Annotated in this window: 27 protein-coding genes, 1 pseudogene and 1 riboswitch; of the genes and pseudogenes, 2 read left to right on the top strand and 26 right to left on the bottom strand. The window is 54.2% G+C overall.

What is annotated here, in order from left to right; translation table 11 throughout:
- Window positions 1-122: 122 nt before the first annotated feature.
- From DB48_RS17450 to bioB, 20 genes and pseudogenes are all read right to left on the bottom strand, one after another.
- A complete protein-coding gene (locus DB48_RS17450; RefSeq protein ID WP_041511473.1) occupies window positions 123-1139 on the bottom strand; it encodes a phosphotransferase in 1017 nt (338 codons plus the stop codon).
- 39 nt (window positions 1140-1178) lie between these two features.
- A complete protein-coding gene (gene pnuC / locus DB48_RS17455; protein ID WP_041511474.1) occupies window positions 1179-1826 on the bottom strand; it encodes a nicotinamide riboside transporter PnuC in 648 nt (215 codons plus the stop codon).
- 41 nt (window positions 1827-1867) lie between these two features.
- A complete protein-coding gene (locus tag DB48_RS17460) occupies window positions 1868-2128 on the bottom strand; it encodes a hypothetical protein (protein ID WP_041511475.1) in 261 nt (86 codons plus the stop codon).
- A gap of 79 nt (window positions 2129-2207) precedes the next feature.
- On the bottom strand, window positions 2208-4349 hold the full coding sequence (locus tag DB48_RS17465) for a TonB-dependent receptor (protein WP_041511476.1): 2142 nt from the start codon (window positions 4347-4349) through the stop codon (window positions 2208-2210).
- Between the two features lie 72 nt (window positions 4350-4421).
- Window positions 4422-4543, bottom strand: a riboswitch (TPP riboswitch).
- Between the two features lie 128 nt (window positions 4544-4671).
- Window positions 4672-5061 carry a YcfL family protein gene (locus DB48_RS17470; RefSeq protein WP_041511477.1) on the bottom strand — a complete coding sequence of 130 codons (390 nt, stop codon included), beginning with the start codon at window positions 5059-5061 and terminating at the stop codon, window positions 4672-4674.
- A gap of 32 nt (window positions 5062-5093) precedes the next feature.
- Window positions 5094-5558 (bottom strand): PaaI family thioesterase, encoded by a 465-nt coding sequence (locus DB48_RS17475; protein ID WP_041511478.1) that lies wholly within the window; start codon window positions 5556-5558, stop codon window positions 5094-5096.
- A complete protein-coding gene (locus DB48_RS17480; protein ID WP_041511479.1) occupies window positions 5555-6052 on the bottom strand; it encodes a PaaI family thioesterase in 498 nt (165 codons plus the stop codon). The genes DB48_RS17475 and DB48_RS17480 overlap by 4 nt, the downstream gene beginning before the upstream one ends.
- A gap of 30 nt (window positions 6053-6082) precedes the next feature.
- The gene (gene hinT, locus DB48_RS17485; RefSeq protein WP_041511480.1) at window positions 6083-6433 is read right to left on the bottom strand and encodes a purine nucleoside phosphoramidase; all 351 of its coding nucleotides are present in this window, start codon (window positions 6431-6433) and stop codon (window positions 6083-6085) included.
- Between the two features lie 200 nt (window positions 6434-6633).
- Complete coding sequence (locus DB48_RS17490) at window positions 6634-7200, bottom strand: hypothetical protein (RefSeq protein ID WP_152619195.1); 567 nt, start codon at window positions 7198-7200, stop codon at window positions 6634-6636.
- A 215-nt stretch (window positions 7201-7415) separates the two neighbouring features.
- A complete protein-coding gene (locus DB48_RS17495; protein WP_041511482.1) occupies window positions 7416-8264 on the bottom strand; it encodes a CsgG/HfaB family protein in 849 nt (282 codons plus the stop codon).
- A 2-nt stretch (window positions 8265-8266) separates the two neighbouring features.
- A complete protein-coding gene (locus DB48_RS17500; RefSeq protein ID WP_200890562.1) occupies window positions 8267-8686 on the bottom strand; it encodes a curli assembly protein CsgF in 420 nt (139 codons plus the stop codon).
- 15 nt (window positions 8687-8701) lie between these two features.
- The gene (locus tag DB48_RS17505; protein WP_041511483.1) at window positions 8702-9169 is read right to left on the bottom strand and encodes a curli production assembly/transport protein CsgE; all 468 of its coding nucleotides are present in this window, start codon (window positions 9167-9169) and stop codon (window positions 8702-8704) included.
- On the bottom strand, window positions 9166-9792 hold the full coding sequence (locus tag DB48_RS17510; RefSeq protein ID WP_041511484.1) for a LuxR C-terminal-related transcriptional regulator: 627 nt from the start codon (window positions 9790-9792) through the stop codon (window positions 9166-9168). Before DB48_RS17510 ends, DB48_RS17505 begins: the two co-directional genes overlap by 4 nt.
- A 161-nt stretch (window positions 9793-9953) precedes the next feature.
- On the bottom strand, window positions 9954-10490 hold the full coding sequence (locus DB48_RS19745; protein ID WP_082035671.1) for a hypothetical protein: 537 nt from the start codon (window positions 10488-10490) through the stop codon (window positions 9954-9956).
- Window positions 10491-10774: 284 nt separating this feature from the next.
- Window positions 10775-11125: a tetraheme c-type cytochrome CctA gene (cctA, locus tag DB48_RS17520; RefSeq protein ID WP_041511609.1), complete on the bottom strand. Its 351-nt coding sequence runs from the start codon at window positions 11123-11125 to the stop codon at window positions 10775-10777.
- A 337-nt stretch (window positions 11126-11462) separates the two neighbouring features.
- The gene (htpX, locus tag DB48_RS17525) at window positions 11463-12326 is read right to left on the bottom strand and encodes a protease HtpX (protein WP_041511485.1); all 864 of its coding nucleotides are present in this window, start codon (window positions 12324-12326) and stop codon (window positions 11463-11465) included.
- A 307-nt stretch (window positions 12327-12633) separates the two neighbouring features.
- Window positions 12634-13343, bottom strand: a pseudogene (gene bioD, locus DB48_RS20640) (dethiobiotin synthase).
- A gap of 14 nt (window positions 13344-13357) precedes the next feature.
- On the bottom strand, window positions 13358-14173 hold the full coding sequence (locus DB48_RS17535) for a methyltransferase domain-containing protein (RefSeq protein ID WP_082035672.1): 816 nt from the start codon (window positions 14171-14173) through the stop codon (window positions 13358-13360).
- A 78-nt stretch (window positions 14174-14251) separates the two neighbouring features.
- Window positions 14252-15415 carry an 8-amino-7-oxononanoate synthase gene (locus DB48_RS17540; protein ID WP_041511486.1) on the bottom strand — a complete coding sequence of 388 codons (1164 nt, stop codon included), beginning with the start codon at window positions 15413-15415 and terminating at the stop codon, window positions 14252-14254.
- A gap of 18 nt (window positions 15416-15433) precedes the next feature.
- Entirely contained in the window at window positions 15434-16486 is a 1053-nt protein-coding gene (gene bioB / locus DB48_RS17545; protein ID WP_041511487.1) for a biotin synthase BioB, read from the bottom strand.
- A 149-nt stretch (window positions 16487-16635) separates the two neighbouring features.
- On the opposite strand from bioB, the gene bioA reads away from it, so the two are divergent.
- Both bioA and DB48_RS17555 read left to right on the top strand, forming a co-directional pair.
- Window positions 16636-17976, top strand: coding sequence for an adenosylmethionine--8-amino-7-oxononanoate transaminase (bioA, locus tag DB48_RS17550; RefSeq protein ID WP_041511488.1), 1341 nt, complete (start codon window positions 16636-16638; stop codon window positions 17974-17976).
- Window positions 17977-18198: 222 nt separating this feature from the next.
- Window positions 18199-18624 carry a globin domain-containing protein gene (locus DB48_RS17555; protein WP_041511489.1) on the top strand — a complete coding sequence of 142 codons (426 nt, stop codon included), beginning with the start codon at window positions 18199-18201 and terminating at the stop codon, window positions 18622-18624.
- 109 nt (window positions 18625-18733) lie between these two features.
- Here the strand turns inward: DB48_RS17555 and oleD are convergent, their stop codons facing one another.
- The 6 genes from oleD to DB48_RS17585 all read right to left on the bottom strand — a co-directional run bounded on the left by oleD (window position 18734) and on the right by DB48_RS17585 (window position 26469).
- On the bottom strand, window positions 18734-19861 hold the full coding sequence (gene oleD, locus DB48_RS17560) for a 2-alkyl-3-oxoalkanoate reductase (protein ID WP_052813853.1): 1128 nt from the start codon (window positions 19859-19861) through the stop codon (window positions 18734-18736).
- 6 nt (window positions 19862-19867) lie between these two features.
- Window positions 19868-21559 carry an olefin beta-lactone synthetase gene (gene oleC / locus DB48_RS17565; protein WP_041511490.1) on the bottom strand — a complete coding sequence of 564 codons (1692 nt, stop codon included), beginning with the start codon at window positions 21557-21559 and terminating at the stop codon, window positions 19868-19870.
- A 76-nt stretch (window positions 21560-21635) separates the two neighbouring features.
- Window positions 21636-22508, bottom strand: a complete 873-nt coding sequence (locus DB48_RS17570) for an alpha/beta fold hydrolase (protein ID WP_041511491.1) — start codon at window positions 22506-22508, stop codon at window positions 21636-21638.
- A gap of 90 nt (window positions 22509-22598) precedes the next feature.
- Entirely contained in the window at window positions 22599-23648 is a 1050-nt protein-coding gene (locus DB48_RS17575) for a 3-oxoacyl-ACP synthase III (RefSeq protein ID WP_041511492.1), read from the bottom strand.
- 276 nt (window positions 23649-23924) lie between these two features.
- Window positions 23925-25172, bottom strand: a complete 1248-nt coding sequence (locus DB48_RS17580; RefSeq protein WP_082035673.1) for a methyltransferase — start codon at window positions 25170-25172, stop codon at window positions 23925-23927.
- A 133-nt stretch (window positions 25173-25305) separates the two neighbouring features.
- A complete protein-coding gene (locus DB48_RS17585; RefSeq protein WP_041511494.1) occupies window positions 25306-26469 on the bottom strand; it encodes a hypothetical protein in 1164 nt (387 codons plus the stop codon).
- Window positions 26470-26555: the final 86 nt, after the last annotated feature.

Below are 26555 nucleotides of genomic sequence, written 5' to 3' on the forward strand. Positions count from 1 at the left end.
TCTAATAGACCCTTAGCTGAACAATTTAATTTCAGCAAGACTGCATAAAGACAAGCGTAAGAGGATTTAGGAAGATGGGGAGATGGTGAGATGGTGAGATGGCGAGATAGTAGATAGAGGAGTCAGGCGACGAGCACCATGAAGTCGTCGAAGCATTGCAGGTAGTCGCTCACGCTGTGAGGCAGACTCGTATCTGGCGCACTCTCACCCGCCTCTGTCTCGCCCTGACTCGCCATCAACAGCGCCCAACAGGCGGCAAAATACCAATAGAGTGCCAGCGCCGCCGGAATAGCCGCCTGCGCCTTGTGGTTTAGCTTGGGATGCCCCTCGAGGTAGCCCAGGATCAGCTTATGGCGCTGCTCGGTAGAGAGCCTATGGGTCGCCAGCACACTGGCGAGATCCACCAGGGGATGCGAGCTACAGGCATATTCGTAATCGATACACCAGAGCCGCCCCTGACTCATCAAGAGATTATGGGGGTTGAGATCGCGGTGGCTGTATTGCGGTGCCAGCTCACAGGCATCGAGCTCTGCAAGGACGGCATCGACGCGCGCTCGATGTGCCTTAAGCTCAAGCCATCTCTGCTGCCATCGATCGCTGTATGACGCGGGAGTTCGACAACCTTCGGCTATGCTATCTAACCGGTGAAAGTAGCGCCGCCACTGCTCGCTCACAGAGATTGGGTTCTCAGGCACGGGCAGACGACTCAGGCCGCGAAGCAGCTCCAGCAGCAACACCTCGGCATCGGGTCGGGTAACGACTTCATCCTGCAGCGGATGAGCGGGATTGGCCGTCATCAGGCGGCTCCAATCTTCCTCTGTGTCGATGAAACGACTCAGATAGAAACGGTTATCAGGCGCCACATATATCAGCTCTGGAGCTATGCCTTGCCGCTGTGCCAGACGCCAGTTCGCCACCTCATGATCCCGGGCACTGATCTGGCTACTTGCCTGGCTGTTGACCCGCAGCACCAGCTGCTTGCCTGCATTGCTCAGATGATAGTTTTGGTTGCTCAGCCCCCGCGAGAGCGCCTGTATATGTGTGGTCGCATCGAGTGGGCAGCCCAGGCTCGCCAGCTGCGTCTTAACCGCCTCAGGCAGGCTTTCATGCAAACCATCACGCCGACTATCGCCAGACATCAGCCGCTAGCCTCGACAGGAGTCACAGCACGGCACGCATTAGTCATAGGAGTAATCCGCCTCGCTTGGCTGCTGCATGCTGGTGCGCCACAGAAAGTAGCCACCTATCGCCATGCCCACATACAAGATGAACAGCATAGAGGTGAGCATCAAGCCCTTGTTGAGATAGAGATAGATGGAGACCAGATCGATGACCACCCAGTAGAGCCAGTTCTCAAGCACCTTGCGGGCCACCAGATAGGTGGTCATCACGGCAAAGCAGCTGGTTGCGGCGTCCAGATATGGGTAAGAGGCCTGAGTGTAGCTCGCCATCAAATGGCCGACCACCAGGGAAACCACGCTGGTCGCCACAATCAGAGAGATATGCCTTCCCAGCGACCAGCTCACCACCTCGACACCATGGTCTTCACCGCCGCCATAGCGCCACAGCCAGAAGCCGTAGCCGGCCATTGCCATGTAGTAGACGTTGAGCAGCGACTCCATCAGCAGGGAGACCTCCCAAAACAGCAAGGTGTAGATGGCGGTGCTGACAAACGCCGCCGCCCAGCACCAGATGTTGCCGCGCATCGCCAGCGCCAGGTAGGCCAGTGCCAAGACCACGGCAACGGCCTCCCAGGCCGTCATGGCGTTGGCCTGCTCGAAAGCCTGGGTCAGGGTGCTGACCAAAGCGGACCAGAAATCTATCATAGGATGAGTGTCGCTCCCGTTAACTTATTCGCCTTTTGGCCTTATTCCTGATGGGACAGGTCCAGCTCGCCGCCGATAAACTTGACTACGAACACCGCCTTGCCCCACTTCTGGTGGGCGGCCTCCATCTCGGTGGCCAACATCTGCATCACCTCGCCATACTCACCACACACCTGAGTGGCCATGGCATTGGTACGGCGCTCTATGTTGGGGTAGCCATCTACCCTGCCGATAAACCACTTGATGGGATCGATATAGTTATCCTTGAGGGGATACATGCTGATTTCAGCGGTTAATTTCATCTTAACTCCTTAATGGGGCGAGCCCTGCCCGCCCCTGTCGTAATAAGCAACTATCTAAAATCAAAAAACATCAGGCCAATTACATAAACTTGACGTTAAGCGTAACGCCCAGCTGGCGAGGATCGCCGTAGCGGATATATTGCTTGTCGGCCCAGCCGTTATCTGGCTCGTTACCGAAATAGAAGCCGCGCACGCCATACTGCTCGTCAAACAGGTTGCGACCCCAAAGGTAAGCCGACCAGGTTTCTGTCTCATAACCAACACGGGCATTGAAGATAGTATAGGGCTCTGACTTGGAATCGTTACTGTCTGAGTAGTAGAACTCACTCTTGCCACTTGTGGTCAGGTTGGCGAACCAACCAAGATCGCTGCGATAGGTCGCCCCCGCGCTATAGGTAAGATTAGGCGAGTGAGCCAGTTCGCGGCCACTGAGATCCACCAATCCACCGTACTTATCCTGGTAGGCGTAATCGCCATAGGCGGTCTCTAGCCAGCCGAGGGTAGCGTATAACTTAAGGTTATCGGTGGCGTACCAGTTGGCTTCCAGCTCGGCACCATAGTTGTGGGAGCTACCGGCGTTTTCGATATAGAGGATAAACTTCTGTGGTTCATCCGGGTTTTGCTGGGAGGCAGAGACCTGCTGATCGCGTCTATCCATGTAAAACAGCGAGAAATGGGTGGTGGCGTCGCCATCGAGCCACTCAGACTTGAGGCCAAGCTCATAGTTGTACAGGGTCTCGGCCTGGAACTCTTTCTTATCACTCAATGAGGTCGGCAGCGACATGTTGAAACCACCCGCCTTATAGCCGCGGGCGATACGCGCATAGGCCTGATGATCTGGGCTCAGCGTCTTGCTCAGGGCAATATGGCCACCCCACATGTTCTCAGACGGCGCGAAGGCATCGTTTGCAGAGTCGCTGTAGTCACTCTCGCGGCGCTCGAGGCGCGCACCGACAGAAAGCGCATAGCCATGGCCCAGGTCGCTGTCTAACTGGGCGAAAACGGCCAAATTAGTCGCCTCATACTCGGCCATGAGATTGTCTTCCCAGCCGTTGTAGACCTCTGTGGTGTCGTTGTCTTCTGTGAGTCTCAGGCCATAGACACCCAGCAACCAGTCGGTGCTCCCGCCTAAGATACGTCCCGCCTCGGTGGAGCTTAGACGAAACTCCTGAGACAGCGTGGTTCTGTCGCCCAGCTTGTTCCAGGTATAGTCATATTGGCAGGGCTCACCCTCACAGCTGCGGGCCGCCCAATATGCCGGATTTGCCCAGTCACCGTCGTAGCCGTGGTGAGTATCACTCTGGGCCATGGAGCTAAGCGACACCAGTTCAAAACTGTCGGCGCCCGAGTAGGTCAGCTTCAGTGAGCCACCCGTGGTGCGCTGCTTATCGACGCCAGGCTCATCGGTAAGGGTATCGAAACCGTTGTTGTCCAGTGTCCAGGCATCATAGCCATTGTTAAAATCGGCGTGCATCAGGCTGAGATCCGCCACCAGATCGTCTGTGGCATACCAGCGCAGCTTGATGCGGCCTGTAAACTCGTCACGGCCATTGGTGTCGTCACGCCCCAGATACAGATTGTCGCGATAACCGTTCTGATCGTGCTGCTGCAATGAAACGCGGTACAGCAGCTTGCCCGAGTCGGTTACCGGCCCTGAGCTGAAACCGCTAAAGGTGCGCAGGTTATCGTCACCCAGTTGCACCTCGGCGCCATGTTCGAATACCGAGGTGGGATCGTTACTCTTAAGATAGATGAGTCCCGCCAGCGCGTTGGCGCCATAGCGAGTCCCCTGAGGACCACGCAACACCTCGACCTGCTGCAGATCGTACATGCTGGAGATCATCCCAATACCAGACAGATCTATGTCGTCTATGATATAGCCCACGGAAGAGTTAGGCGCCCCCTGATACTCCTCCTGCTCGCCGACACCGCGGATCTGGAAGTATTTTGCCCGTGAGCTGCCGCCAGACCAGTTAAAGTTGGCAATACCGTTGAGTACGTCTTCGAAGTGCTGAGCGCCCTCGTCTTCTATCTGCTGTTGGTCGATAACGCTGATGCTCGATGGCACCTTGTCCAGGCTGGATTGACGAAAATCAGAGGTGACGACGATCACTTCCATCTCGTCATTAGTCGGCGGCGTATCGCTCGCCATCAGGCTGGTGTGAGTTAACGCCGCAGCAACGGCAAGGGCGATGGGTGAATAAGATTTTAATGTAAACATGGGACCTCAAATTAATATTGAGATCCGGCACTTAAGAAAGCGAGAAAGAATGCACAGACAGATCGCGTTGAATCTAGTGATGTGGCCCATTCCTACGCCGGTATTAGCCGGATCAGGTTCTAAGGGTTCGTCCAGCGGACATCTCAGTCAATCGCAAAGCCTATGGCTTGGCGTTAACACCCCTTGGCGAGGCCGATTATACATGACTCATACAAAGAGTTGACATATTTAACGCAAAATTTGCGCCTGACCCATAAAAAAACGCCAGCATTGCTGACGTTTTCATCAAATCATTCGCTCGACTCATCCATGAAAGCGATTTTTAATTGGAAATGGCCTCGCGCACATAGAGTTCGCAACGCACCGCAGTGGCATTAGGCGACAGCGCCGTCACCTGCATCTGCTGCTTACCATGGAGCTTAAGCGCCTTCCAGCTCACGCCCTCATCTTCCACCGTCGCACCATTGATATCGTACCAGGTGAACTTATATTGCAGATGGAGATCTGTGGCCGCCTTGCTGATAACAGTAGCGCGGGCCCGCAAGAAACCGGCCTCGGCCTGGGTCGTCACCCCACTGACATCCACATCCGAGTGGAAGGAGCCGTTATCCACCCTCACCTCGCCGGTAGAGCTGGTCATGATGCCGCCGGTATGCGGCGCACAGGCTGCCAGTCCCAATAACATGCAGCCTAACACTAATCCCTTGTTCATCTTTACCCTCCTAACGCCAGCCATTGACTCGGTTACTCTATCAGAAAATGGGCACGTGCCGTGGCGATCAACGCCTTACGGTTGGTTTGCCAGCAGTTGATGTTTACGTTGGCCACCCGTCGCCCTTGGCGAGTGATCTTGCACTCGGCAAAACTGTCTCTATGATGGCCGGCTCGCAGGTAATCGATAGAGAAGTCGACAATTTTGGGCACCTTAGTGGTCTGCATAAACACCATCAACTGTACGATGGCCGACATCTCCATGAAACCGGCGATCACCCCACCATGAATGGCTGGCAGGGTTGGATTACCGATATTTTCATCTTTCTTGGGCAGCTGAAACACCAGCTCGTCGCCGAAGCGTGCCACCTGCATGCCGATAAACTTAGCATAAGGTACGTGTGCCAATAGGTGACCGAAATCGTTGAGCTCGGTGGCCTTCTTAACGATATCTTTAACGTTTAGTGCCTGATTAGCCTCTGGCGAAACCATGGTCATTCCCCTTCTCCCATCAAGGCCTGTCTGAAGGCATCACCCACCATCTCTGGGCTGATGCGCATGAAAGAGCCCACCGCATGAGCGATAGGATCATCGATAGAATCCTGATAGGCGATGGCGCGGGTAAAGGCCACACTCGATGAGAGCCTATAACACTCGGCAAAACCGTAAACGCTCTTATTCGGCTCGGCCGGTTTCATGTAATCGACTCTCAGATCCAGCGTCGGCGATAACTCAAGTGACTTGTACTTATCGAAGATATTGCACACCACCGCCGTACCACAGGCGGTGTCCATCAAGGTGGTGATCACCCCGCCGTGTATCACACCGGTATCGGGGTAACCGATCAGCTCGCTGCTATAGGGAAGCTCGATCAACACGTGCTGCTCGCTGGCTTCAAGCACACTGAGTCCTAGTCGGCGGCACTGCACTAGCTGGCCGACAAAGCGTGTGGCCAAGTCCGTCAGCGGGAAAAAATCAGGATTTGTCTTCATTGCTCAACACAGTCCAGAAGTAAGTCGGGATTAACGCGACACCAGCGGTCCCATAAAATCGCCGCCTAATAGGTGCATATGAATATGGAAGACTTCCTGGCCGCCATGCTTATTACAGTTCATGATGAGACGATAACCGTCTTCGGCGATCCCCGCCTCATCAGCCAGTTTGGCCGCCACCGTCATCATGCGCCCTAATGCCTTCTCGTCAGATGCCTTTACATCGTTAACCGTCGGAATAAGATGGTTAGGAATGATGAGAATATGGGTTGGCGCCTTAGGTTGAATGTCACGAAAGGCCGTGACCAACTCATCTTGATATAGGATATCGGCGGGAATTTCGCGTCTAATAATTTTACTGAAAATGGTCTCTTCGGCCATTGCACTATCCTCGATGTGACGTTATTCCTGTCAGTATACTCACAAATGACCAATTTGTGATCCTTCATATAAATAAAGGAGTTAACTCGGTTAACGAGTGATGATTTTTAGCGCAGAGATCAAAAAAGCCCACCTGATGAACAGGTGGGCCTTATTACTCATAGCTGCGACACTGGCCAAGATTTAATGTTAACGGTGATTTAATCGAATGCTAATCTATCGCTGTCCATCTGATCTTGCTGTTTAAGTTGCTTAAGCTCCTCACGCTCGGCCTCTATCTGTAGCAACTTAGGCGCCTTAAATGTTAACTTGATGAAGGCATCTTGGCGCGTCTTAGCCAGCTGTTCCAGCGCCACATTAGTGCCATCGCCCACAAAGCCATACCAGCGCTTACCCGAGCAGGAGCCCTGCAAAACACATCGGTAGGAACTCATCTCACTAGAAATAAACTCAGTGGTTTGATAACCACTATCCATCAGAGATTGCTTAATAAAATTGAAATCCTGATTATAATCATCATCGTACAAGCCATATATTTTGCTTGTCATGGTGACTTTTAGTAGCCCGTGTTGCTTGTCGGCATAGAGCACATAGCCATTGGCTAAAGATAAAGATTTAGGTAAAGCATGGGTTTCTACCCTGAGTTCATCGCCCTGGCGTTTCACCTCGCCATACCGGCTGACATCCTCTCCCCAATCAAGCCCAAAAGGCGCCAATCCATGTGCGTAAAGTGGCGCTAACACTAACAGCAATGCTAACTTCTTCATCGTACCTATTCAGCAAGTCAAAAACTTGACGAATTCTACCTCAGTGGGAATCAATGTGAAACCGAAATGAGTCAAATAAACAATAAAAATATATAGTTACGGAATGTTGAGCTAAAGTAGCAAAATGGTTACTACCGAGCCAGACTGCTAATACTAAAGTGCTGTACGGCATTTTGATGACAATACAAAAGTATTAGCTATCTAGGTGACCCGCCTTATCCCTGATTAATCTTTGCGCGTACTCTGGCTTCGGAATGAGCCTCCAACCAATATTTTTGTAACACGGGACTGCTTAGGCCACTGGATTGATCGGCTAAATTCCATGCACCCTTCCAGATACCGTCGGCGATCATATGTACCACCGCGCTCTCTATGGCCGATGCCACACACAGACTCACCGGCTCGTTAGAGGTATAGCCAAGCTCAGACTCCAATAGCTCTTGTGCATCGATAAACTTAAACACACCGGCGGTGATCTCTTTCGATAGGATTGACTTTGTCGTCGTCACGCTACTGAGCAAGCGTCCGGTGCGGATATCCACCGCCCTGAGGTTTACCGTTACGGTATCGACACGAAACTGGGTTGCCGCACCTATGCCTAAATAGCGGGCGCCGGCGCCGCCGGTCCTGACGTTAGTGTCATAGGCAACGATACCGCCTTCCATCAATATCTGCGCCGAATTAAGCTGTGGCAACTTATTGGCCTCACCATTTAGACCAGCCCTGACGATTTTGCGCTCGGTCAGTAGATTCTGTAACCCTTCACGCTCGACGGGAATAAACCAGCTGGAATCATTCAAGGCCTGGGCCAGAAAGGCTGTGCCACTCTGGGGCACGGCGGTAGAGAAGTTACTGGAAGGGATGGGCTTATATTGACCGGTCTGATCTCGAAAGTCATACACGGCAGCCAGCATTACCCCCTGGGGCGCAGGCAGGTTAATGAGATCATAGTAGCTCTCGCCCTTCGGCATCAGACTCGAAGAGGCTTGCACCTGTTCGAGGTCACTGGTGGTGGAACAGGCAGAGAGTAGTAGCAAGCCAGCGGCAATCAACAAAGGTTTCATCGTTAGCCACCTACACTCGAACTATCGCTCAGCCCACCCACCTCGATAACCGTGGTCTCACCGGTTAATAGGTCTGTGATATGCACCAGCAGCATGCCATCTTCGTTGACCACCTGGATCTCAAAGTCGGTTGTCTTGAGGTACCCCTCGCCGCCATTGGCCGCATCATTAAAGAGTTGGCTCATCAGGCGAGACTCCAGTGAACTCGCCATACGCTCGAGTGCACTGGGAGGCGTATACCCTGAGCCCCCCTTGTGATCGTTTTGCGCCGAGGCGTTAGCCAGCAGGTAGGAGCCGTTAAGATAGCTGCCACCGAAGTTGGGGTTAACTGGGGTATAGATAAGTTGTGTCGCCTGACTGCTCAGGCTGAACCCGGCCGCCAATAGCATAGCCATCGACAGACAAGACTTAGCTCGATTCATGGTTTAATGTCCCTATTAAAATTCATCAGGCGCTAAATCGGGGTCCAACCACTGAGCCCAGCTAGCCTGTTTCTTGTTTTGCTTCAATATACTGTCGACGCGCCTGGCCACCTGCTCCGCCAGCTTATCCAACTGCCGACTCGCCGGTGACACCACAGTCACAAAGATAGGTTTGCGATTGTGTAACACGCTGATCTTGCTGCCACTGCGCGCAGTAGCCAACTCGACGATACTCAGTCCACCGTGCTCAGTCATGCCGCCGATATCGCGATAGGCGGCAACAAACTCACGATAAAATCTGTGACCGACACGAGTCATCGCCCGGTTGAGGATCAAGCCATCGATGAGATCAGACTCTAACCTCGGCGGCGTGTCACTGGTGCTCTGCGCGGCCAGTTTACTGCCCTCGTCGACATCAGGCCCCTGACAATAAACAGGGGCCGAGAAGGCCGCTAACAAGAGTAAGCGGCCAACATATTTCACTGCTGCACCTCATGCAGATGAGTCTGTGCCCAGGCAATCGCCTGCCCACGGCTTGAGACACCAATTTTTCTAAACACCCGATAAAGATGTGTCTTGATGGTGCTCTCGCTGACAAACAACTGATTGGCGATATCCACGTTAGTGCTGCCTGTCAGCAAGGCCTGCAGTACCTCGCGCTCGCGAATAGTCAGGTTGTCGGCGCCGTCCAGCTGCTCCTGATCCGCAGAAGCCGATAGCAAAGTATGGGGGATCACCGTCTGGCCACGCAGCACATTGGCTAAGGCCTTGCCTATCTGCTCTAAGGATGCATCACCATAAAAGACGGCGGCGGTAATGGGGGAAATTAGAAATCTTGCGTCTATCTGTTTCGGATAGTGTAAGAATACCACCCGGGCGCTGTGGCGCTTCTCGATCTGCTTTTGCACCTGGTAGGCGCGCTGCACATCTATGGTGGCCAGATCGATAACAACCAAAGAGTAATTCCCTTCACTCATGATCGCTTCAACACTCTCTGGGGTGACCTTAGCCAGTTTAACCAGAAACTCCTGGGGCCAACGCGTCTCCAACAGATCAATCAACAACTGCGATCGCGATACCACTACCCAATTTATCACTTTGAACATCCTGCTCACTCCATGTCGCTAGTTATAAGCGTATTCCATTAAACCGACACATATAATAACAACTATAGAATTAAAAATAACATCTTAATTGCGCCATTTTTATCAAGCTCTACCAGATTATCTGTTCTAGGCGAGATCCCTTGCCCCTATCTTTCATCAGCCTACTGTTGGCGATATCCCTGAGTAACGCTGGCCCTTTGTGCATTGCCCCACTGTGTCACTATCACCCCATGACCCGAGCCGTTTTGGTAAATGCTGACCTCATTGTCATAACCACTCTGTTGCACATAGGCCTGGTTATCACTGCCTCGCTGCTCCACTACCAAAGATAGGCTCGACCCAAGCTGACTGGCTATCAGGCTATTGTTCACCCCCACCTGCAACAGGCTGGCTTCTATCGCCTCTCCTTGTTGCAGCAAATAAGCCTGGTTGTGAATCCCCTGCTGTTGTACGCCTGCGCTGTTCGCCACGCCCGCTTGCGTGATGAGCGCGCGGTTCGCACCGCCGCTCTGGGTAATATCGGCCTGCAGTGCATCCCCAAGCTGCATGATACTGGCGTTATCACCATGGGCTAACTCATCTAGGCTACTGAGATCATCGGCCCATACAGGCTGACCGCCAAAAAGCGCCCCTAACAAGAACAACAGGCAGATTGCCTGACGCCAGGCAAATTGCCCGACCTTAAAGACTGCTTGCATCAAATTTGTTTCCTTCCTTGGCGCACCTATCTGTTTTTCTGGCCAAGATTATCTAGCTAAGACGAAGGACTTACGTCCACAAAGAGTATTAAGTCAGGCTAGACAAAGTATCTATTCAATGAAGCGAAGTAATACTTTTCTACTAAAGTTTGGTGAGGGAGTGACGAGTTTTATCTTACCGAGTTGGCATTCGTATAGACGGAAGAAAGGCAGACAGGCCCTGGCAGCGACACATACAAAAACACCGGCAGCTGCCGGTGTTTGTCGATTATCTTACAACAATCTTATTTATTCAGCACTGAATCTGCTGTGCGGCCATCGTCATGGCAGCTGTCACATGCAGGCTTATCACCCACGTTAGAATCGTGCGGGGCGTGACAGTCGGCACACATCAGGTTACCGTCATGTGGCTGGTGCACTTTGTCCATCTCGGCCAGTGTACCGTGACAGCTCTGACACTGCTCAAACTCGTGAGCACCATCGGCTGATGGTTCACCGTCTGCGTGACACGCTTCACAGCCTTCCATCTCAGCATGCATCTCTGCAAGTTCTTGTGGCTCTGCCATTGCCGCTGGTGACAAGGCAAGCGCCGCTAAACCAGCACCGAATAACGCACTTAGAATTTTATTGCTCACGATAATTTCCTCTCTTATGTTTGGCGTTGTGGGGTTAGTTATTATGTCCCATCCTGCCTTGTTCCTAGATTGCACAACTCAGCTTAAAATAGCTAAGGTTTTGCAAATAGGCAAATTTCTCTTGCGGGCATACTAACAGTAGCCTCTTGCCAAAAATGTGCACTTAATCAAATATCTATGCCGCAAGCCTCATACTCACATATAAGTATGATCTGCGTCACACTCAGGCTATGCATATGGACATTTTTCCCAGCCCCCGACTCACCCCAAGAGCTGGCTGCAAAAATGAGACAAAAAAACGGGAGCCTGGGCTCCCGTTTTCGTCATTAAAACTTGATTACTGTGCGCGTAATGCTTCGATACGCTTTTCCAGTGGTGGATGGCTCATCATCAGCTCGGCCATCGACTTCTTACCATTGATACCGAAGGCGGCCATCTGTGCCGGCATGGCACCGGTTTCAGGACCTTGGCGCAATCTGTCCAGCGCCGCAATCATCTTGTGCTTACCAGCAAGCTGCGCCCCACCGGCATCGGCCTTGAACTCACGCACACGTGAGAAGTACGCGACGATCATTGAGGCCAGGATACCAAACAGCATATCCATCACGAAGACCACGGCCATGTAGGCAAACATCCCCAAGCCTTCACCCTCTTCGTCATTGCTGGCAACGAAGTTGTCGATAATGCTCGCAACCACACGCGCGGCGAAGATAACAAAGGTATTGACCACGCCTTGGATCAGGGTCAGGGTCACCATGTCACCGTTGGCTACGTGGCTCACCTCGTGAGCCAGCACGCCCTCAATCTCGTCCTGGGTCATGCCGTACAGCAGTCCGCTACTCACGGCAACCAAAGAGTTATCTTTACTCGGGCCCGTGGCAAAGGCGTTTAGCTCGGGTGACTGATAAATGGCCACCTCTGGCATCTTGATGCCCGCCTGCTCAGCCTGACGAGCAACGGTATCGACCAACCAACGCTCCATGTTGTCCCTTGGCGTAGTGATCACTTCACAGCCCATGGTCTTCTTTGCCATCCACTTTGAGATAGCCAGGCTGATAAAGGCACCACCAAAACCGAAGATTGCCGCAAAGACCAGGAGTCCGCTCATGGTCGAGGTGTTAACCCCTAAAATAGACATCACGATTGAAGCGACCAGCAAGATTGCCATGTTTGTCGCGATCAACAAGAAAATACGCTTCATGTAAGCTCCTATAAGCTCAGATATAAGACACCCTATGTGTCATCTGCCTCTCTTAACGACATAATATGTCCTAAAAGTCAGAGTTCAAGGGGTACCCCAAAAATTTTTTCAGTCGATGCGAGTTCGTGCGCACCCACGCCAAAAAGTGTAGACCTTGGCGTGGAGTCTAGAAGCCCTATATTAAGCCAATCTTAAATTTATCGGCTTTAATGAGATAAGCCGTTAATCTTTATTAATAATCACTTGCACCGCCAAGGCCCGGCGCATTATTAATCAGCAAGTGCTCATTTAACTGCACCTTACGGCGCTAAAGTTTACTCGGCGCAAGCTTATCTAAATCAAGGTACTGTGCGGCAGTTTGGCTCGAACATTCAAACAGGTGTGGGATGACGCCGAGACATGGCGCATCCATTAATTCCGTAAGGGCAGACAGGTTATCTTGGGTCACTTCCATCTCGGGGTCGACGCAGTTTGCTACCCAGCCGGCTATCTTCACGCCGTCTGCCTGTATCGCTTCTTGGGTCAGCAAGGCATGGTTGAGACATCCCAGTTTAACCCCAACCACCAAGATCACCGGCAGTTGTAGATCCCTCACTACGGTTGAGAGAAACGCCTGCTCATTTAATTGCCCCGCTACTCTCAAGGCGCAATTTAACGGCAGTCGCCAGCCACCGGCGCCTTGACCAAAGCAAAATCCACTTCATTCAAGGGCAGCGTTTTTAAATGGGCCGACACCAGATCGGCGTTGAGACTAATACCCACCTGCTTGGCGGCTATATGAGGGGCGATGGCGGGGGCGAAGGCGAAAGGGTTCACCCTGTCATAATTAAGATTCAGGTTAGATTCGGCCATCAGAGCCAATGCATCGCTGTTTCTTAGCCCAGCCGGCGTCTGCTCACAGCCCGAGGCGATGGGTTTCACCCCTAGGGTCGTGCCCTGCTTGCTCGCCAGATGCAGGAGTGATGAGGCCACCAGCGTCTTACCGCTGTCGGTATCTGTGCCAGCGATGAAATACACCATAAACCCTTTCCTTAACTCGCCTTACGGCTGGCATGAATAAATAAGATTTGATAGGTCAAGGCCAGCCCCTCTGGCTGACGCTTAGCCTCAACCCGCTCACACAGTGCCTGCCAATCCCGGCGACCGCGCAGCCTGGCTGATGGCTGGTCATTAGCCCCCATCGCCGCAGAGGCCCCGACCCCTTTGATGGAATAAAGCAGCGTCCTGAGGCTATCGAAATGCACCTGTAGCGCCTGCACCGTTTGGTGGTCTATCTGCCAATGGGCATCACTGAAGCCATCGAGCACGGTCTGGGCGGCCTCGAAGGCATTGACCCGCAGGCCAAGGGCATCGAGCTCCGCCAGGCTGCCATCGACGACGATGGCGAGGTGACACTGACCACCAGGCTTGAGCACCCTGGCAAGTTCGCTTATGGCCGTCTTAATATCGCCACACCACTGCAGGGCAAGGTTTGAATAGATAGTATCTAGGCTGGCGTCGACCAGCGGCAGCGCCTGAGCATCGCCGCACAGCGCTTGATAGGCGGGAAAACTAGATTGCATCTGCGACAACATCCCCGGTGCAATATCCAGCCCTATTACCTGGTTCAATTGAGGCGATGTTGAAAACTCGGTACCTGGCCCGCAGCCGATATCTAATAGGCGGCCAACAGGAGACATGCTTGCCCTGAGTCGCTGCGCGCTGATGCGCTGTACCTTGTCATGTTCCTGATAGTGCCGGGCCGCCTGAGAGAACTGCCTCGCTATCTTGTCAACGTCGGCCGTCGATACAGGGCTAACCACGCTGGTCCCCTCTTTCTCCGGCGCCTTAGACACTTGGCTTGGCATATTCGTAGGCATATCTTTGGCTAATTCACTACACACAGAATCAGACTTCCTCTGAAAAAATTATACGCCTCTGCGGGCTTAGCCCTGCAAGACTCGCTGCAACTGCTCGGCCAGGGCGTCGATGTCGGCCTGGGTATGATTCACGTTCAGGGTGAGCCTCAGCCTGGCACTGCCTTGCGGCACGGTCGGCGGCCTGATAGCCCCCACCCAGAACCCGGCGGCCTTTAACGCTAAATCGATCTTGGCGAGCTTGTCGATATCCCCCACCACCAAAGGTTGAATGGGCGTCTGGCTGCCGAGCAGCTCAATTCCCCTCGCCTTGGCGGCCTGTTGAAATGCCAGGATCACCTGTGCCAGCTTGTCTCTGCGCTGACCGTCTCGAGTCACCAAATTAACGGCTTTTAGCGCCACATAGGCACTGGCCGGTGACAAGGCGGTGGAATAGATATAGTCCCTGGCATGAGCCACCAGAAAATCGATACAAGCTCGCGAGCCGAGAATCGCCGCGCCTTGGCAGCCCAGCGCCTTACCAAAGGTGACGATTTGAATATCGCAGCAACTGGCATCGCACCTCTTGTGCCCGCCCAGTGGTAAGACACCGAAACCGTGGGCATCATCGACAACTAACCAGGCGCCATTGTCTTTCGACACCCCATAAAGCTCATCTATGGGCGCCAGGTCGCCATCCATACTGAAGATGCTCTCGGTGACTATCGCCTGAGGCTGGTGCTTTTCTGTCAGCCGCTTCGCGCCAGCAATATCGTTATGAACAAAACGCTTGAGCAGCGCGCCGCTCTCTCGTAAGCCGTCGATAAGGGAGGCATGGATCAGCTTATCGGCCACCACCACGCTCTCTTTGTCCAGCAGCGTTTTCATCAGGGCGCTGTTGGCGCTAAAACCGCTACTAAAGAGCAAGGCGGCCTCATGGCCTGTTGCATCACACAGTGCCTGCTCAAGCTTGGCGTGAGCCTCGCTATAGCCTGTCACCAAGGGGGATGCGCCGCTGCCGACGCCATAGCGCTTCGCTCCCTCGGCTAATGCCTCAATTAACTCACCCGATTGACTCAGGCCTAAATAATCGTTACTGGCAAAGTTATGCTTGATGCTCCCTTGATGCATCAGACGATTGGCGCAACCCGGACTCTGCGCCAGCTGCTGACGACGCCTGAGCAGCCCGCTTTGCGCCGCGCGCTGCATCTTCTGCTCAATTTTCTGCGCTAGCGTCTGCTGCGGCCGGGTCATGGGCTTACTCACCTTAAATTAGAGCGCCGCCGCATCGTAAAATGGCTTAGAGGCCTTGTCTTTCGCGGCCTGCGCCTTGGCAAATACCGCCTTTTCCTCTTCTACCGTGCCCGCCTGCCCCTGCTCGGGATGAAGGCCCAGGCGCTTAAACAGCGTCATGTCTTCATTCTCTTCCGGGTTACTCGTGGTCAACAACTTACAGCCATAGAAGATGGAGTTGGCGCCGGCAAAGAAACACATGGCCTGCAGCTCGTCTGTCATCTTCTCGCGTCCCGCCGACAGGCGAACCCGGGATAGCGGCATCAGGATACGCGCCACGGCGATGGTGCGCACAAACTCCAGCGGATCGAGATCGTCCAGGTTTTCAAATGGGGTACCGGCTACCTTCACCAACATATTGATGGGCACAGATTCGGGATGCTTGGCCATGTTGGCTAGCTGCTGTAACAATCCGGCACGATCGCTGGCCTGCTCACCCATGCCGACGATACCACCCGAGCACACCTTCATGCCGGCGGCGCGCACGTTATCCAGGGTATTGAGTCTGTCCTGATAGGTACGCGTGGTAATGATGTCGCCATAGTATTCCGGCGAGGTATCCAGATTATGGTTGTAATAGTCGAGTCCGGCTTCTGCCAGCTCCTGAGCCTGAGACTCGCTGAGCATCCCCAGGGTCATGCAGGTCTCCATGCCCATGGCTTTGACTTCACTGACCATGTCTTTCAGATAAGGCATGTCGCGCTCATGGGGATTACGCCAGGCGGCGCCCATGCAGAAGCGTGAAGCACCGGCGGCCTTGGCGGCACGCGCCTCGGTGAGCACCTTCTCAATCTCGATCAGCCGCTCTTTTTCAAGGCCGGTATCGTAGCGGGCGCTCTGAGGACAATACTTACAATCCTCTGGGCAGGCACCCGTCTTGATCGACAAAAGACGCGAGATCTGCACCTCATTAGGGTCGAAATGCTGGCGATGAATGCTATGGGCCTTAAACAGCAGGTCATTCATAGGTAGCGCAAAAAGCGCTTCAATTTCATCACGTTGCCAATCGTGACGTAAGGCTAATTCGGACATTGATTACCAACCTTCAAGTTTCTATTTTTAGCCGGAATGCTTGATTTCCGGCGACATTTATCTTGCTTAGCATACCCTGAGGCCTTAATCTGTCAACGCCAACCAGTTAAACCGGTTTACTATCGGTTAAAAATCAACCAGGAGTTTCTATGTCTGTAAGTCCACAGATCGACTTTCAATTCGACCGACAACATATCTGGCATCCCTACACCTCGATGACCCAGGCCCTTCCGGCCTATGGGGTGGTGGCGGCCGAGGGCTGTGAGTTGATCCTGGAAGACGGCAGACGCTTAATCGATGGCACCAGTTCCTGGTGGGCCTGCGTACACGGTTACGGCCACCCCTATATCCTGGAGGCGATGCAGAAGCAGCTCTCCACCCTCAGCCATGTCATGTTCGGTGGTATTACCCACCCCGCCGCCGTCGCGCTCAGCAAGAAACTGATTGCCATGACCAGCAACAATCTCACCAAGGTGTTTCTAGCCGATTCAGGCTCGATCGCCGTCGAGGTGGCGATGAAGATGGCGCTGCAGTATTGGCAGGGACGCGGCAATCCAAGTAAACAACGGATACTCACGGTAAAGCATGGTTATCACGGCGACACCTTCGCCGCCATGAGCGTGTGTGATCCCGAAGGCGGCATGCACACCATGTTTGGTGAGGCGGTGACCCAGCAGCTGTTTGCCCCGGCCCCCAAGACCCCTTTCGGTGAGGCGTTAATCGAGGGCGATCTCGAGGCGATGGAGGCATTACTGGAGGCAAATCATCAGACGATAGCGGCGGTAATTATCGAGCCCATCATGCAAGGCGCAGGCGCCATGCATTTCTACAGCGCCGACTACCTGAAAGGGCTGCGAGCACTGTGCGATCGTTTCAAGGTGTTGTTGATCTTAGATGAGATAGCCACCGGCTTTGGCCGCACAGGTAAACTGTTTGCCTACCAACACGCAGGCATAGAAGCCGATATTCTCTGCCTGGGTAAGGCGCTCACCGGCGGCTATATCTCCCTGGCCGCCACATTATGTAGCGACGAGGTGGCACTAGGGATCAGCGACTCCCCCTCTGGCGTCTTCATGCATGGCCCCACCTTCATGGGGAACCCGCTGGCCTGCGCGGCCGCCAGTGCCAGTATGGATCTGATCAATCAAAACCAATGGCCCGAGCAGGTCGCCGCCATCGAGCAACAGATGAAACAAGAGTTAGCCCCGGCCAGTACAATAGCAGGGGTAAAGGCGGTACGCTGTTTAGGCGCCGTCGGTGTGATTGAGATGCAGCAAAGCGTGAATACCGCGGCGCTACAACAGGCGTTTGTGGATCGCGGCGTATGGGTTCGTCCCTTCTCAAACTACATCTACATCATGCCGCCCTACACCATCAGCGCGGCGCAGCTCAGTCGACTCACCCAGGCGATGCTAGAAGTCGCCGCCATTGCCGGTGGGCAAAAAACTGAAGACTCAGACACGAACTCAGGCTTTATCAGCCACGGATAGCCCTAAGCCCATAACGGATAGCCCTAAGCCCATAGATGTATGCCGGTGTAAGCCCATAGGTGTAAGCCCATAGGTGTAAGCCCATAGGTGTGAGCCCAAGTTAATGACCCTCAACTACAGCCTGAGCACCTGCATAGGCTATAGTTAGTTTGCCTGCACTGTCCTCATTCAAGCGGGGACAAGTTGCAGTGTAAAAGATGATCTGAGTCGACAGGGTAAGCTATGCCTCTCACCGATGAGCAAAAACGATTGATTCAAAAATCCTATGCGGAGATCGATCGGCAAAACAGTAACTTTGCCGCCATCTTCTACGATTGCCTGTTTGCCATGGCCCCCTTGATCCGTCCCATGTTCAAGAGCGAACGACCGGTATTTGAATATCACTTCAATGAATTGATCTCCACCGCAGCAACCAAGGTATTTGAGTTCGAGGAGATAAAACCCCGTTTGGTGGTGCTGGGGCAAAAACATAGGGGTTACGGCGTCACACCGGCGCAGTTTGATGTGGTGCGCTCGGCCCTGATGCTATCGATTCAAGATTGCCTGAGAGATACGTGCAACCCGGCCATCGAGCAGGCCTGGTCATGCTATTACGATGAAATTGCCAAGGTAATGATCGCCGCCATGGAAGAGGCCCCAGCCCCTTAAGCAGCACAGATACAAGATCTGATACAAGATCTGATACAAAATCAGACACAATCCCAGACACAAGCCAGACACAAGCCAGGCCCAAGCAGACTTAGCCCCAGTGGCGGCACTAGTGACTATTATCAGTCGAAGATAGCCAATGACGCAGAGAAACCATCCCCTCATCGATAGACACCAGTGGTCGGTAACCTAAATCCGACTTGGCCGCCGAAATATCGAAATAGTGGCTGGTCGAGAGTTGTCTGGCCACGAAGCGGGTCATGATAGGTTCTTCCCGCTTACCCAGCAGACCATAGACTCCCTCTAACAGTGCCCCAGCGAGATAGGCAACGCTGGCGGGCACCCGCTTATAGACAGGTGCAAGATCGGCGCAGGCCAAGATCTTGTTGAGCATGGCCGCCATGGTGATCGGCTCATCGTTACTCAAGAAGTAACACCTGCCGGCGCACTGCTGCGGGCGGAGCTTGAGGGTCAAGGCCGCCAGAATATGAGCATAGGCGGCGTTGCCCACATAGATGGTATCCACCAGCTTGTCCGCCTTACCCACCAGCTTGAGCTTGCCGGCACAGGCGCGGGCGATCACCCTGGGCACCAGATGGGGATCTTCCGGCCCCCAGATAAGGTGTGGCCTGAGTGACACAGTATTAAGCTTGTCTCGGCGAGACAATTTTCCGCTCGCAAGTGGTGTGGCGTTGGCCGCCGTCACCCTCTGCTCGGCGATCGCCTTAGACTCGCCGTAATAGTTTAGGAAACGGCTGGCATAGGGCGCGCGCTCATCGATACCCGACTCATCTTCGCCGGCAAAGGTCACACTCGGCGTGCTGGTATAGACGAAACTGTCGACGCCCTGGACGATACTGGCCTTGAGCAGGTTATCGCAGCCCTGTACGTTCGGCGCAAAATAGCTTTCCCTGCTGCCCCACACTCCCGCCTTGGAGGCCACATGGAACACCAGATCGCATCCCGCCATGGCACGGGTTACCGCCTCAAGATCGCAGATATCGCCGCTGATCATCTCGACGCCCATGGCCTCTAGCTCGGGATAATGCCCCCGGGCGAAACCTGTCACCTTGATACCGGCTGCGCATAGACGTTGGCAAATCGCCTTGCCCAGAAATCCACCGGCGCCGGTCACAAAGGCATGACGGCTTACCCTGGCCAGTTGAGCCAGCGCCTCAACCTCCTCGGGGTGCAGCTTGAGGTTATCCTTGTTATTGGCAAACTTAGTGATGCTCACGCCCTATCACTCCTTGTAGGTGGACTGTGCCCACACCGCCAGCTTCTCTCTGAAGATCTTGGCGTTGTGACGGATATCGACGGGGAACCCCGGATGGATCAGAAAGCGCGTGATCCCCTGGGTCTGACTGTGGGTCTCACCCAGCAGCCTAAGCTCGTTGTAGAGCGCCGCGGCGTTGCTGCAGCTCAGACCCTGCTTGAGTTCGAGGCAGATAAGCGGTTGCATCTCACCTTTAACGTCTATTCCCACCAGAGCGGAACGCTTGATATCGCTGTGGGTGTTATAGATACGCTCGCAGGGGATGGAGAAATAGCGGCGCAGCTGGCCATCGACTAAGCAATCCACCCTGTGGGCCTTGCGGCCACACATCCACAGCCTTCCTTGATTATCGAGATACCCAAGATCTCCCATGCGGTGATAATGCTGGCCCTGGGCATCAAAAATCTTTGCCTGGGCCGTGGCCTTATCGCGGTGATAATAACTCGGGCTGACCATGGGGCCTTTAACCACTATCTCGCCTATCTGCTCGTTTGGCAGACAGAGATCCGCCGACCAGTTAGGGATCTCGGCCTCATCAATAGCGATCATCTGTATCTCGACACCCGCTATCGGCTTACCGACACAGATCCCGCCGCCGTTATCCGTGATATCTGTGGTATCAAACAACTCATGGCTGCCTATCTTACTCAGCGGCAGCGACTCGGTGGCCCCGTAGGAGTTAAGCACGGGCACGTCACGCTTGAGCATCTCACTGAAACGCTTGATGGACGCTATAGTTGCCGGGGCGCCCGCCGAGATCACCCGCTTAAGGCTGCTAAGCTGCACCTTAGGCTGTCTGCTTGTGCCCGCCTGCCCCAAGCGCTCGATAAGCGCCGGATTGACGAACATGTTAGTGCATTGATAGCGCTCGATGGCCGCGAAAATATAGTCGGGATTGGCGGTGATCGGCTTGCTGGCGTCCATCTCAGGCACAATCGAGGCCATGCCAAGTGCCGGGCCGAACAGGGAAAACAGCGGGAAGGTTGCCAGATCGCGCTCGCCAGGAGTAATTTGATAATCGTGCTTGAGGGCAGTTATCTGCGCCTCGAACATGCGATGAGAATAGACTACGCCCTTGGGCGTGCCCGTGCTGCCACTGGTGAACAAGATGGCGCACATCTCGTCATCATCGAGCCTAGCCATGGCGAAAGGTCCCTTGTCGCGACCCAGCTGCTTAAGCTGCTCAAGACTCGCACCGCCCCACAGCTTGCTGCCACCGACGGTTACCAGATGGGTCAGGCTGGACTTTCCCCAGCCAAACAGACGACGGGCCAGATGCGCCTTGGGAATGCCGATAAAGGCATCGGGCGCCGCTTCTTCAAAACACTGCTTGAGGTTTTTCACTCCCATGCCGGGATCGACCAGGATAGGCACTATCCCCGCCTTAAACAGGGCAAAGGTTAAGGCAAAAAACTCAAGACTCGGGGTGACCATCAACACCGCCTTGGCACCGCGTTTGATGCCATAGGCATAAAGGCCGTGGACCAGCATGTCGCTCATGGTGTCGAGCTCGGCAAAATTCAGCTCTTGATAGTCAAGTTGTTTACTGAAAACGCCTCTGGCCTTCTGCACCGCCACCGCCAGCTCTTCAGGGGCTTCTTTGGCCGCCCGGTTGAGATGACGACACAAATTAGCGCCAACTTGCTCTGTCTCAGACATTCGCCTCACCCCTTAATGCGATAGTGCTTTAATGCGTTAGTGCGTTAGTGCTTTAGTGCTTTAGTGCTTTAGTGCGTTAGCGCGCCATAAACTGCTGAACATGAGTCACTACCTCATCGCTGGCATCTTCCAGGATATAGTGACCACAGTCGGCAAACTCATGCACCTCGGCCTGTGGGAAACGACGTTTCCACTCATCGAGGAAGTGTTTATCGAACACAAAATCCTTGAGACCCCAGCAGATCATCATTGGCAGCTGGTTAAATTGGTTCAGCTTTTCACTGATCTCGCTCACCAACTCATAGTTGCGATCGCCCGGCTTAAGGGGAATGTCTTGTACGAAACGCAGGGTCGAGATGCGGTTAGCCCAGGAGTTAAATGGCGCCACATAAGCCTCACGAATCGCCTTAGGCATAGGCGCGCGCTTGACGCCCACATAGGAAGCGATAGAGGAAAAAGCATTAAAGCCACGCACCAGTACCGTGCCCAAAAGCGTATTGCGGCAGATCCACAGCGCCCAGGGAAACGGCTTGGCCTCCGGCAGATGAAAGGCGCCGGTATTAAGCACCACGATCTTCTTGATCCGCTCAGGATGACGGGCCGCATAGCCCATGCCAATCATGCCGCCCCAGTCGTGAACGATCAGGGTGATCTTCTCTTTCACCTCGAGGTGGTCGAGCAAGGCTTCGAGATCGTCGATGCGATTCTTCAGGGTGTAGTCATAACCGCCATCGTCTGGCTTATCCGACAGGCCACAGCCGATATGATCCGGCACGATACACTGATGATTCGGGCTTAGCGCCTTCACCAGATTACGATAATAGAAAGACCAACTCGGGTTGCCATGCACCATGACCACGGGCTCACCCTGGCCCTCATTCACATATTGCAACTTGTGACCATTACGGTCTAAGTAATTGCGTTTAAAAGGAAATAACGAATCGAGCATGGGGGTACCTGTTATGATTATGCCTTGAGTGGGCGACGCCGCTCGGCGTCGCCCCTATGCTGTGCTATCCAGAATGAGTAGACGGGTCGCTTACCACTTGAGCCCGAGCATCATGCAGTTGAGTCCACTGCCTATGCCGAGAAAACTCACCTGATCGCCCTTACGCAGAAAACCTTGATCGTGGGCCATGGCGGCCGTCACGGGCAACGAGACTGTGCCCATGTTGCCAAGGAGCTGATAGGTGGGGAACTCTTTCTCCTGAGGGATATTAAGCGCGCTCAACACCTGTTTGCGGTTGGAGGCGCCGACCTGATGGCAGATCACCTTGTCGACCTGCTCCACCAGCCAGTTACGCTGCTCGAGGAAATGCGCCCAGGTATGACGAGCCAGCTCGACCCCTTCTTTAAGCAGGGCGACGCCGTCGGTACGCATAAACTCGCGGTACAGCTGGGTGCCGGCTTCCTGTAATCCCCATTGACAGAGATTATGATGTTCGGGCGCCGAAAGGTGACTCGCGCCAAGCAGCTGATGCTGACGCTCACTCTTCAGCGGCAGGCTACCATCAGTGAGCAGCACGGCCACGGCGCCGGAGCCGCCGGTCAGGGTCGCCAGCGACTGGGCATAGTTCTGCATGGTCGGCTCGGCCAGCATGTTGTCTATGGTAATGTCCACGATATGACGCGCCGATTCACAGGAGACCACCAGGCCGGCCTTGATCTGACCCAGCTCGATACGGTTGGCGATATCTAAAATACCCGACAACACGCCCAGACAGGCGTTGCTGATGTCATAGATGGCGGTATCCTTGGAGACCCCCAGCTCGGCGGCGATACGACATGCGGTCGCCGGCTCGTGCTGATCACGGCAGACGCCGGTATAGACCACGGCGCCGAGATCGGCCACATCAATCCCCGTCTCCTCGATAGACTTGTGGGCGGCCGCCAATGCGCCGTCGGACAATCTATGTCCCTTAGGCCACCAACGACGCTCGTGGATCCCGGTTAATGCGGCAAGCTGCCCCATGGGGATCCGGAATTTTTGGTACAGGGGAGCTAATCGAGACTCTAACTCTGAAGTCGAAACCACTTCAGGTGCCAGCTCATAGGCCAGACTATTTATAAAAACGCGAGAATATTTCATGAAACCGTTCTGTTTCGCTCATTATATCGGCACTTATTCGGCCAATTTTTATCTTTCTGTGTTAACCCGCCATTTGAGCAAGAAACGGCGAATGATTCAATAAAAAACCGCCATAGGGCGGCTTTTTTTAGGCGCGAGTTGGCAAATTTATGACAGCGCACGCCGGGTTTCTTCCCTAGAGCAAACGAGTAAAAAACCAGTTAAGCGCCTTAAGGCGCCGCTAAGTGGTCAAAAAAGCGACTCTGGTATGCAACGCTCAGGGAAGCCGGAGAGCGCCTAACAGGGCTCAGGCAGATGGGCCTGGATCAATGCGTTTCTCGGGGTCACCTCGAGATCGCAAAAGGCGCTGAGACTCACCTCATAGCCCTGCTCCTCTAGGAAACAGACTCTATCGAGCAGCAGCCAAAGCTCCAAGGCCTCACGAAACAGGTGCGCCACCAGATCGATGCGCCGTGTCAGTCGCTGACGCTCAAGCCCCCTGGCAAGATAGGTCTCATCATCCCAAAGATCGGGCAAGTCCACCCGTTTTTGCACCGCCGCCCAGTGGCAGAAGTCGCGAAAACTGCCGCTTAACTGACTTTGTTTCACTGCGGGTATTGGCAGGTACTTAGCTCGGCCGCTGGCATCACGCTGCAGGCTATCGAAACCCAATCGCCAGGCCACCTCTTTAAGGCGAAGTTCCCTTGCCTTGGCATTAGCAATCACAGATCGCTGCAAGGGAAGCTGAAGATCGTGTTTGCTGAGCGAGAGCTCACTCGCCTGAGCGAGCACTGACAGCGGCTGATAATGGCTGCAGGGGATCAGATGATAGCAACAGGGGGCAATTGCCAGATCACGGGTTCTGGCCTTGGCGGCGCCGCGCAGCAGACTCATATGCAGCTCGCCGCAGGCATGCAGGGCCACCGCCTGCTGCTCACGCATAAGCAGTTTTTGGGCAGACTCAGCCAGGGCATCGCCGCAGACGAAGCGTTGGGGCAACTGCCACTGGTGGGCAAACTGCTCGCCAGCCTCACACAACGACTGCTGCCACTCCAGGCTCACCACGGTTCGCGCTTGAGCCTTGGCCAGCAAGCGGCCCAGATGTCCCTTGCCAGCACACCACTCCAAGATCTCATCATTCCTCGGGGTGACTCGCGCGGCAAAATCAACAATTTGCTGCCACTTGCGCCCCTTGATATGGGCGCTGAAATGACTTTGTTCACTCTCTGACAGACCGGCGTCGTGGGAAGCTTTGTCTGTCGGCCTGATCCCTTGTGCCAGTTCGGCCAGCAAGGAGAGCGGCCAGCTCAATCCTTTAGCGGCCAGATCCGCCTCGAGGGCGGGCGCCAGGCGCGCGTGCAGCGCCGCACTGTCGCTATCGAGACCGTCAATTTCATCGTCATGGATCTGCCAGAGCAGCTCGGCAAGCCTTGGAAACGCGTCTTGCCAGGGCAAGGTCTGCGCCTCGAAGGCCTTCACCTGCCACAGCGCGCGACTGCCCGTTAGCAAACTATCTAAGGCTGTAAACTGCTTGGCATACGACATTAAGGCTCCCCGGCTCACTCACCCTAACCAATAGGGCCAAAATAGAAACGCCGGCGAACCCCCGCCGGCGCACGCCAATTGTAAACCAGCTTGCTCTGCAATCACAGCCTGACCGCCGGTCTGGTCAGCCAGCTCATGTCGAAGACGGCTGCTGTTTTAGGGCCATGCGCTTACCCAGCCAGACGCCAAGCCCCAAGGGGGCAAAGAAACAGACCACGAAGAAGAGCACCAGATAGAGGATCAGGCTCTTGAGGGTCTTGGTCAGCTCGGCAAACGCGCGCTCGACCGCGTGCTGACTGATAGCATCGAGATCCGCAGCAGCCGCCACGCGCTGACGATTGACCATCTCCTCCAGCGCCAGACGCTCCTGTTTAACCATCTGGGTTAACGCCTCACGCTCAACAGAGAGCTGAGCCAGCTTATCGTCAGTGGTCTCACTAAGCTGCGCAAGCAGTGGCATCAGCTCACGGCGCAGATCCACCGCCAGGGTCTGCATCATCTCTGGGCTCTGTGCCATCAACTGTTGAAACTTAGCCGAGGTATCGCTGATGCTCTGCAGTGTCTGCTGCACAGTCTCAGGATTGATGTTGGCATGCAGGGCGTAGAGCTCCGCCTTCCAGCCTAAGATCTTGGGCATCTGCTCGGCGATCATCGCCATGCGATCCGATACGTCACTCATCACCTCGGGCACAGTGCCAAAGGTTGTCACCGCCTCAAATTCGCTGATGTTACGATAGGCCAGCCAGTCGTTGAAGGCGGAATGCCGAGCAAAGCTGAGATCCGTGATGGGATTCTTGGCCACATAATCTAAGATAAACGCCTGATATTTTTTAAACTCGCCTGGCTCAACAAAGCCCTTTATGGACCGTTCAAAATCCGCCTGCAGCACCTTGCTGACCTCGATGGCGACCCCTTGTTGATCGCCAAACAGGGATACGCCCGCACCGCCGTCGAAAAACGCGCTCATCTGCGCCGTTAGTGTCCAGGTATCCACCATGGCCGCGACGGGAGACGCTTGAAAGATCGCCCGCTGCAACGCCTGTTCGCTATTGATCTTCCACATCAAGGCATTGGATTTAGTAGACAGATCATCCCCTTTCTCCAGCACTATCTGATCCGCCCCCTGCTCCACCTTGGCGTAGAAGGTATGGCTAAAGTCGCGGCTGAAAACCCGCATGTTAAGCTGTGCCTGTGGCAAGGGTTCGATACCACTCTCGAGTTTAACTTCCAGTAACGAACAGGCCGATAAACTCAACATGCCGATCACCAAGAGGACAGATCTGTATTTCAGCCCCATAACAACACCCCGCAAAAATTCACAACCAATTGAATTTAAATGACTAATAACAAGATGCTAGCACCAATAACCAGCGTGCACCAGCA

The sequence above is a fragment of the Shewanella sp. cp20 genome, assembly GCF_000832025.1.
Taxonomy (GTDB): Bacteria; Pseudomonadota; Gammaproteobacteria; order Enterobacterales; family Shewanellaceae; genus Shewanella.

What these genes read in the sequence shown, in the direction of transcription:
- DB48_RS17450 (WP_041511473.1), bottom strand. Translation starts at nt 1,139, where the DNA reads ATGTCTGGCGATAGTCGGCGTGATGGTTTGCATGAAAGCCTGCCTGAG.
- DB48_RS17500 (WP_200890562.1), bottom strand. Translation starts at nt 8,686, where the DNA reads ATGAATCGAGCTAAGTCTTGTCTGTCGATGGCTATGCTATTGGCGGCC.
- DB48_RS17460 (WP_041511475.1), bottom strand. Translation starts at nt 2,128, where the DNA reads ATGAAATTAACCGCTGAAATCAGCATGTATCCCCTCAAGGATAACTAT.
- bioB (WP_041511487.1), bottom strand. Translation starts at nt 16,486, where the DNA reads ATGTCCGAATTAGCCTTACGTCACGATTGGCAACGTGATGAAATTGAA.
- bioA (WP_041511488.1), top strand. Translation starts at nt 16,636, where the DNA reads ATGTCTGTAAGTCCACAGATCGACTTTCAATTCGACCGACAACATATC.
- DB48_RS17490 (WP_152619195.1), bottom strand. Translation starts at nt 7,200, where the DNA reads ATGAAGAAGTTAGCATTGCTGTTAGTGTTAGCGCCACTTTACGCACAT.
- DB48_RS17480 (WP_041511479.1), bottom strand. Translation starts at nt 6,052, where the DNA reads ATGAAGACAAATCCTGATTTTTTCCCGCTGACGGACTTGGCCACACGC.
- DB48_RS17575 (WP_041511492.1), bottom strand. Translation starts at nt 23,648, where the DNA reads ATGAAATATTCTCGCGTTTTTATAAATAGTCTGGCCTATGAGCTGGCA.
- oleC (WP_041511490.1), bottom strand. Translation starts at nt 21,559, where the DNA reads ATGTCTGAGACAGAGCAAGTTGGCGCTAATTTGTGTCGTCATCTCAAC.
- DB48_RS17580 (WP_082035673.1), bottom strand. Translation starts at nt 25,172, where the DNA reads ATGTCGTATGCCAAGCAGTTTACAGCCTTAGATAGTTTGCTAACGGGC.
- DB48_RS17535 (WP_082035672.1), bottom strand. Translation starts at nt 14,173, where the DNA reads ATGCCAAGCCAAGTGTCTAAGGCGCCGGAGAAAGAGGGGACCAGCGTG.
- pnuC (WP_041511474.1), bottom strand. Translation starts at nt 1,826, where the DNA reads ATGATAGATTTCTGGTCCGCTTTGGTCAGCACCCTGACCCAGGCTTTC.
- DB48_RS17470 (WP_041511477.1), bottom strand. Translation starts at nt 5,061, where the DNA reads ATGAACAAGGGATTAGTGTTAGGCTGCATGTTATTGGGACTGGCAGCC.
- DB48_RS17495 (WP_041511482.1), bottom strand. Translation starts at nt 8,264, where the DNA reads ATGAAACCTTTGTTGATTGCCGCTGGCTTGCTACTACTCTCTGCCTGT.
- htpX (WP_041511485.1), bottom strand. Translation starts at nt 12,326, where the DNA reads ATGAAGCGTATTTTCTTGTTGATCGCGACAAACATGGCAATCTTGCTG.
- DB48_RS19745 (WP_082035671.1), bottom strand. Translation starts at nt 10,490, where the DNA reads ATGCAAGCAGTCTTTAAGGTCGGGCAATTTGCCTGGCGTCAGGCAATC.
- DB48_RS17540 (WP_041511486.1), bottom strand. Translation starts at nt 15,415, where the DNA reads ATGACCCGGCCGCAGCAGACGCTAGCGCAGAAAATTGAGCAGAAGATG.
- DB48_RS17510 (WP_041511484.1), bottom strand. Translation starts at nt 9,792, where the DNA reads ATGTTCAAAGTGATAAATTGGGTAGTGGTATCGCGATCGCAGTTGTTG.
- hinT (WP_041511480.1), bottom strand. Translation starts at nt 6,433, where the DNA reads ATGGCCGAAGAGACCATTTTCAGTAAAATTATTAGACGCGAAATTCCC.
- DB48_RS17465 (WP_041511476.1), bottom strand. Translation starts at nt 4,349, where the DNA reads ATGTTTACATTAAAATCTTATTCACCCATCGCCCTTGCCGTTGCTGCG.
- DB48_RS17570 (WP_041511491.1), bottom strand. Translation starts at nt 22,508, where the DNA reads ATGCTCGATTCGTTATTTCCTTTTAAACGCAATTACTTAGACCGTAAT.
- DB48_RS17585 (WP_041511494.1), bottom strand. Translation starts at nt 26,469, where the DNA reads ATGGGGCTGAAATACAGATCTGTCCTCTTGGTGATCGGCATGTTGAGT.
- DB48_RS17555 (WP_041511489.1), top strand. Translation starts at nt 18,199, where the DNA reads ATGCCTCTCACCGATGAGCAAAAACGATTGATTCAAAAATCCTATGCG.
- DB48_RS17475 (WP_041511478.1), bottom strand. Translation starts at nt 5,558, where the DNA reads ATGACCATGGTTTCGCCAGAGGCTAATCAGGCACTAAACGTTAAAGAT.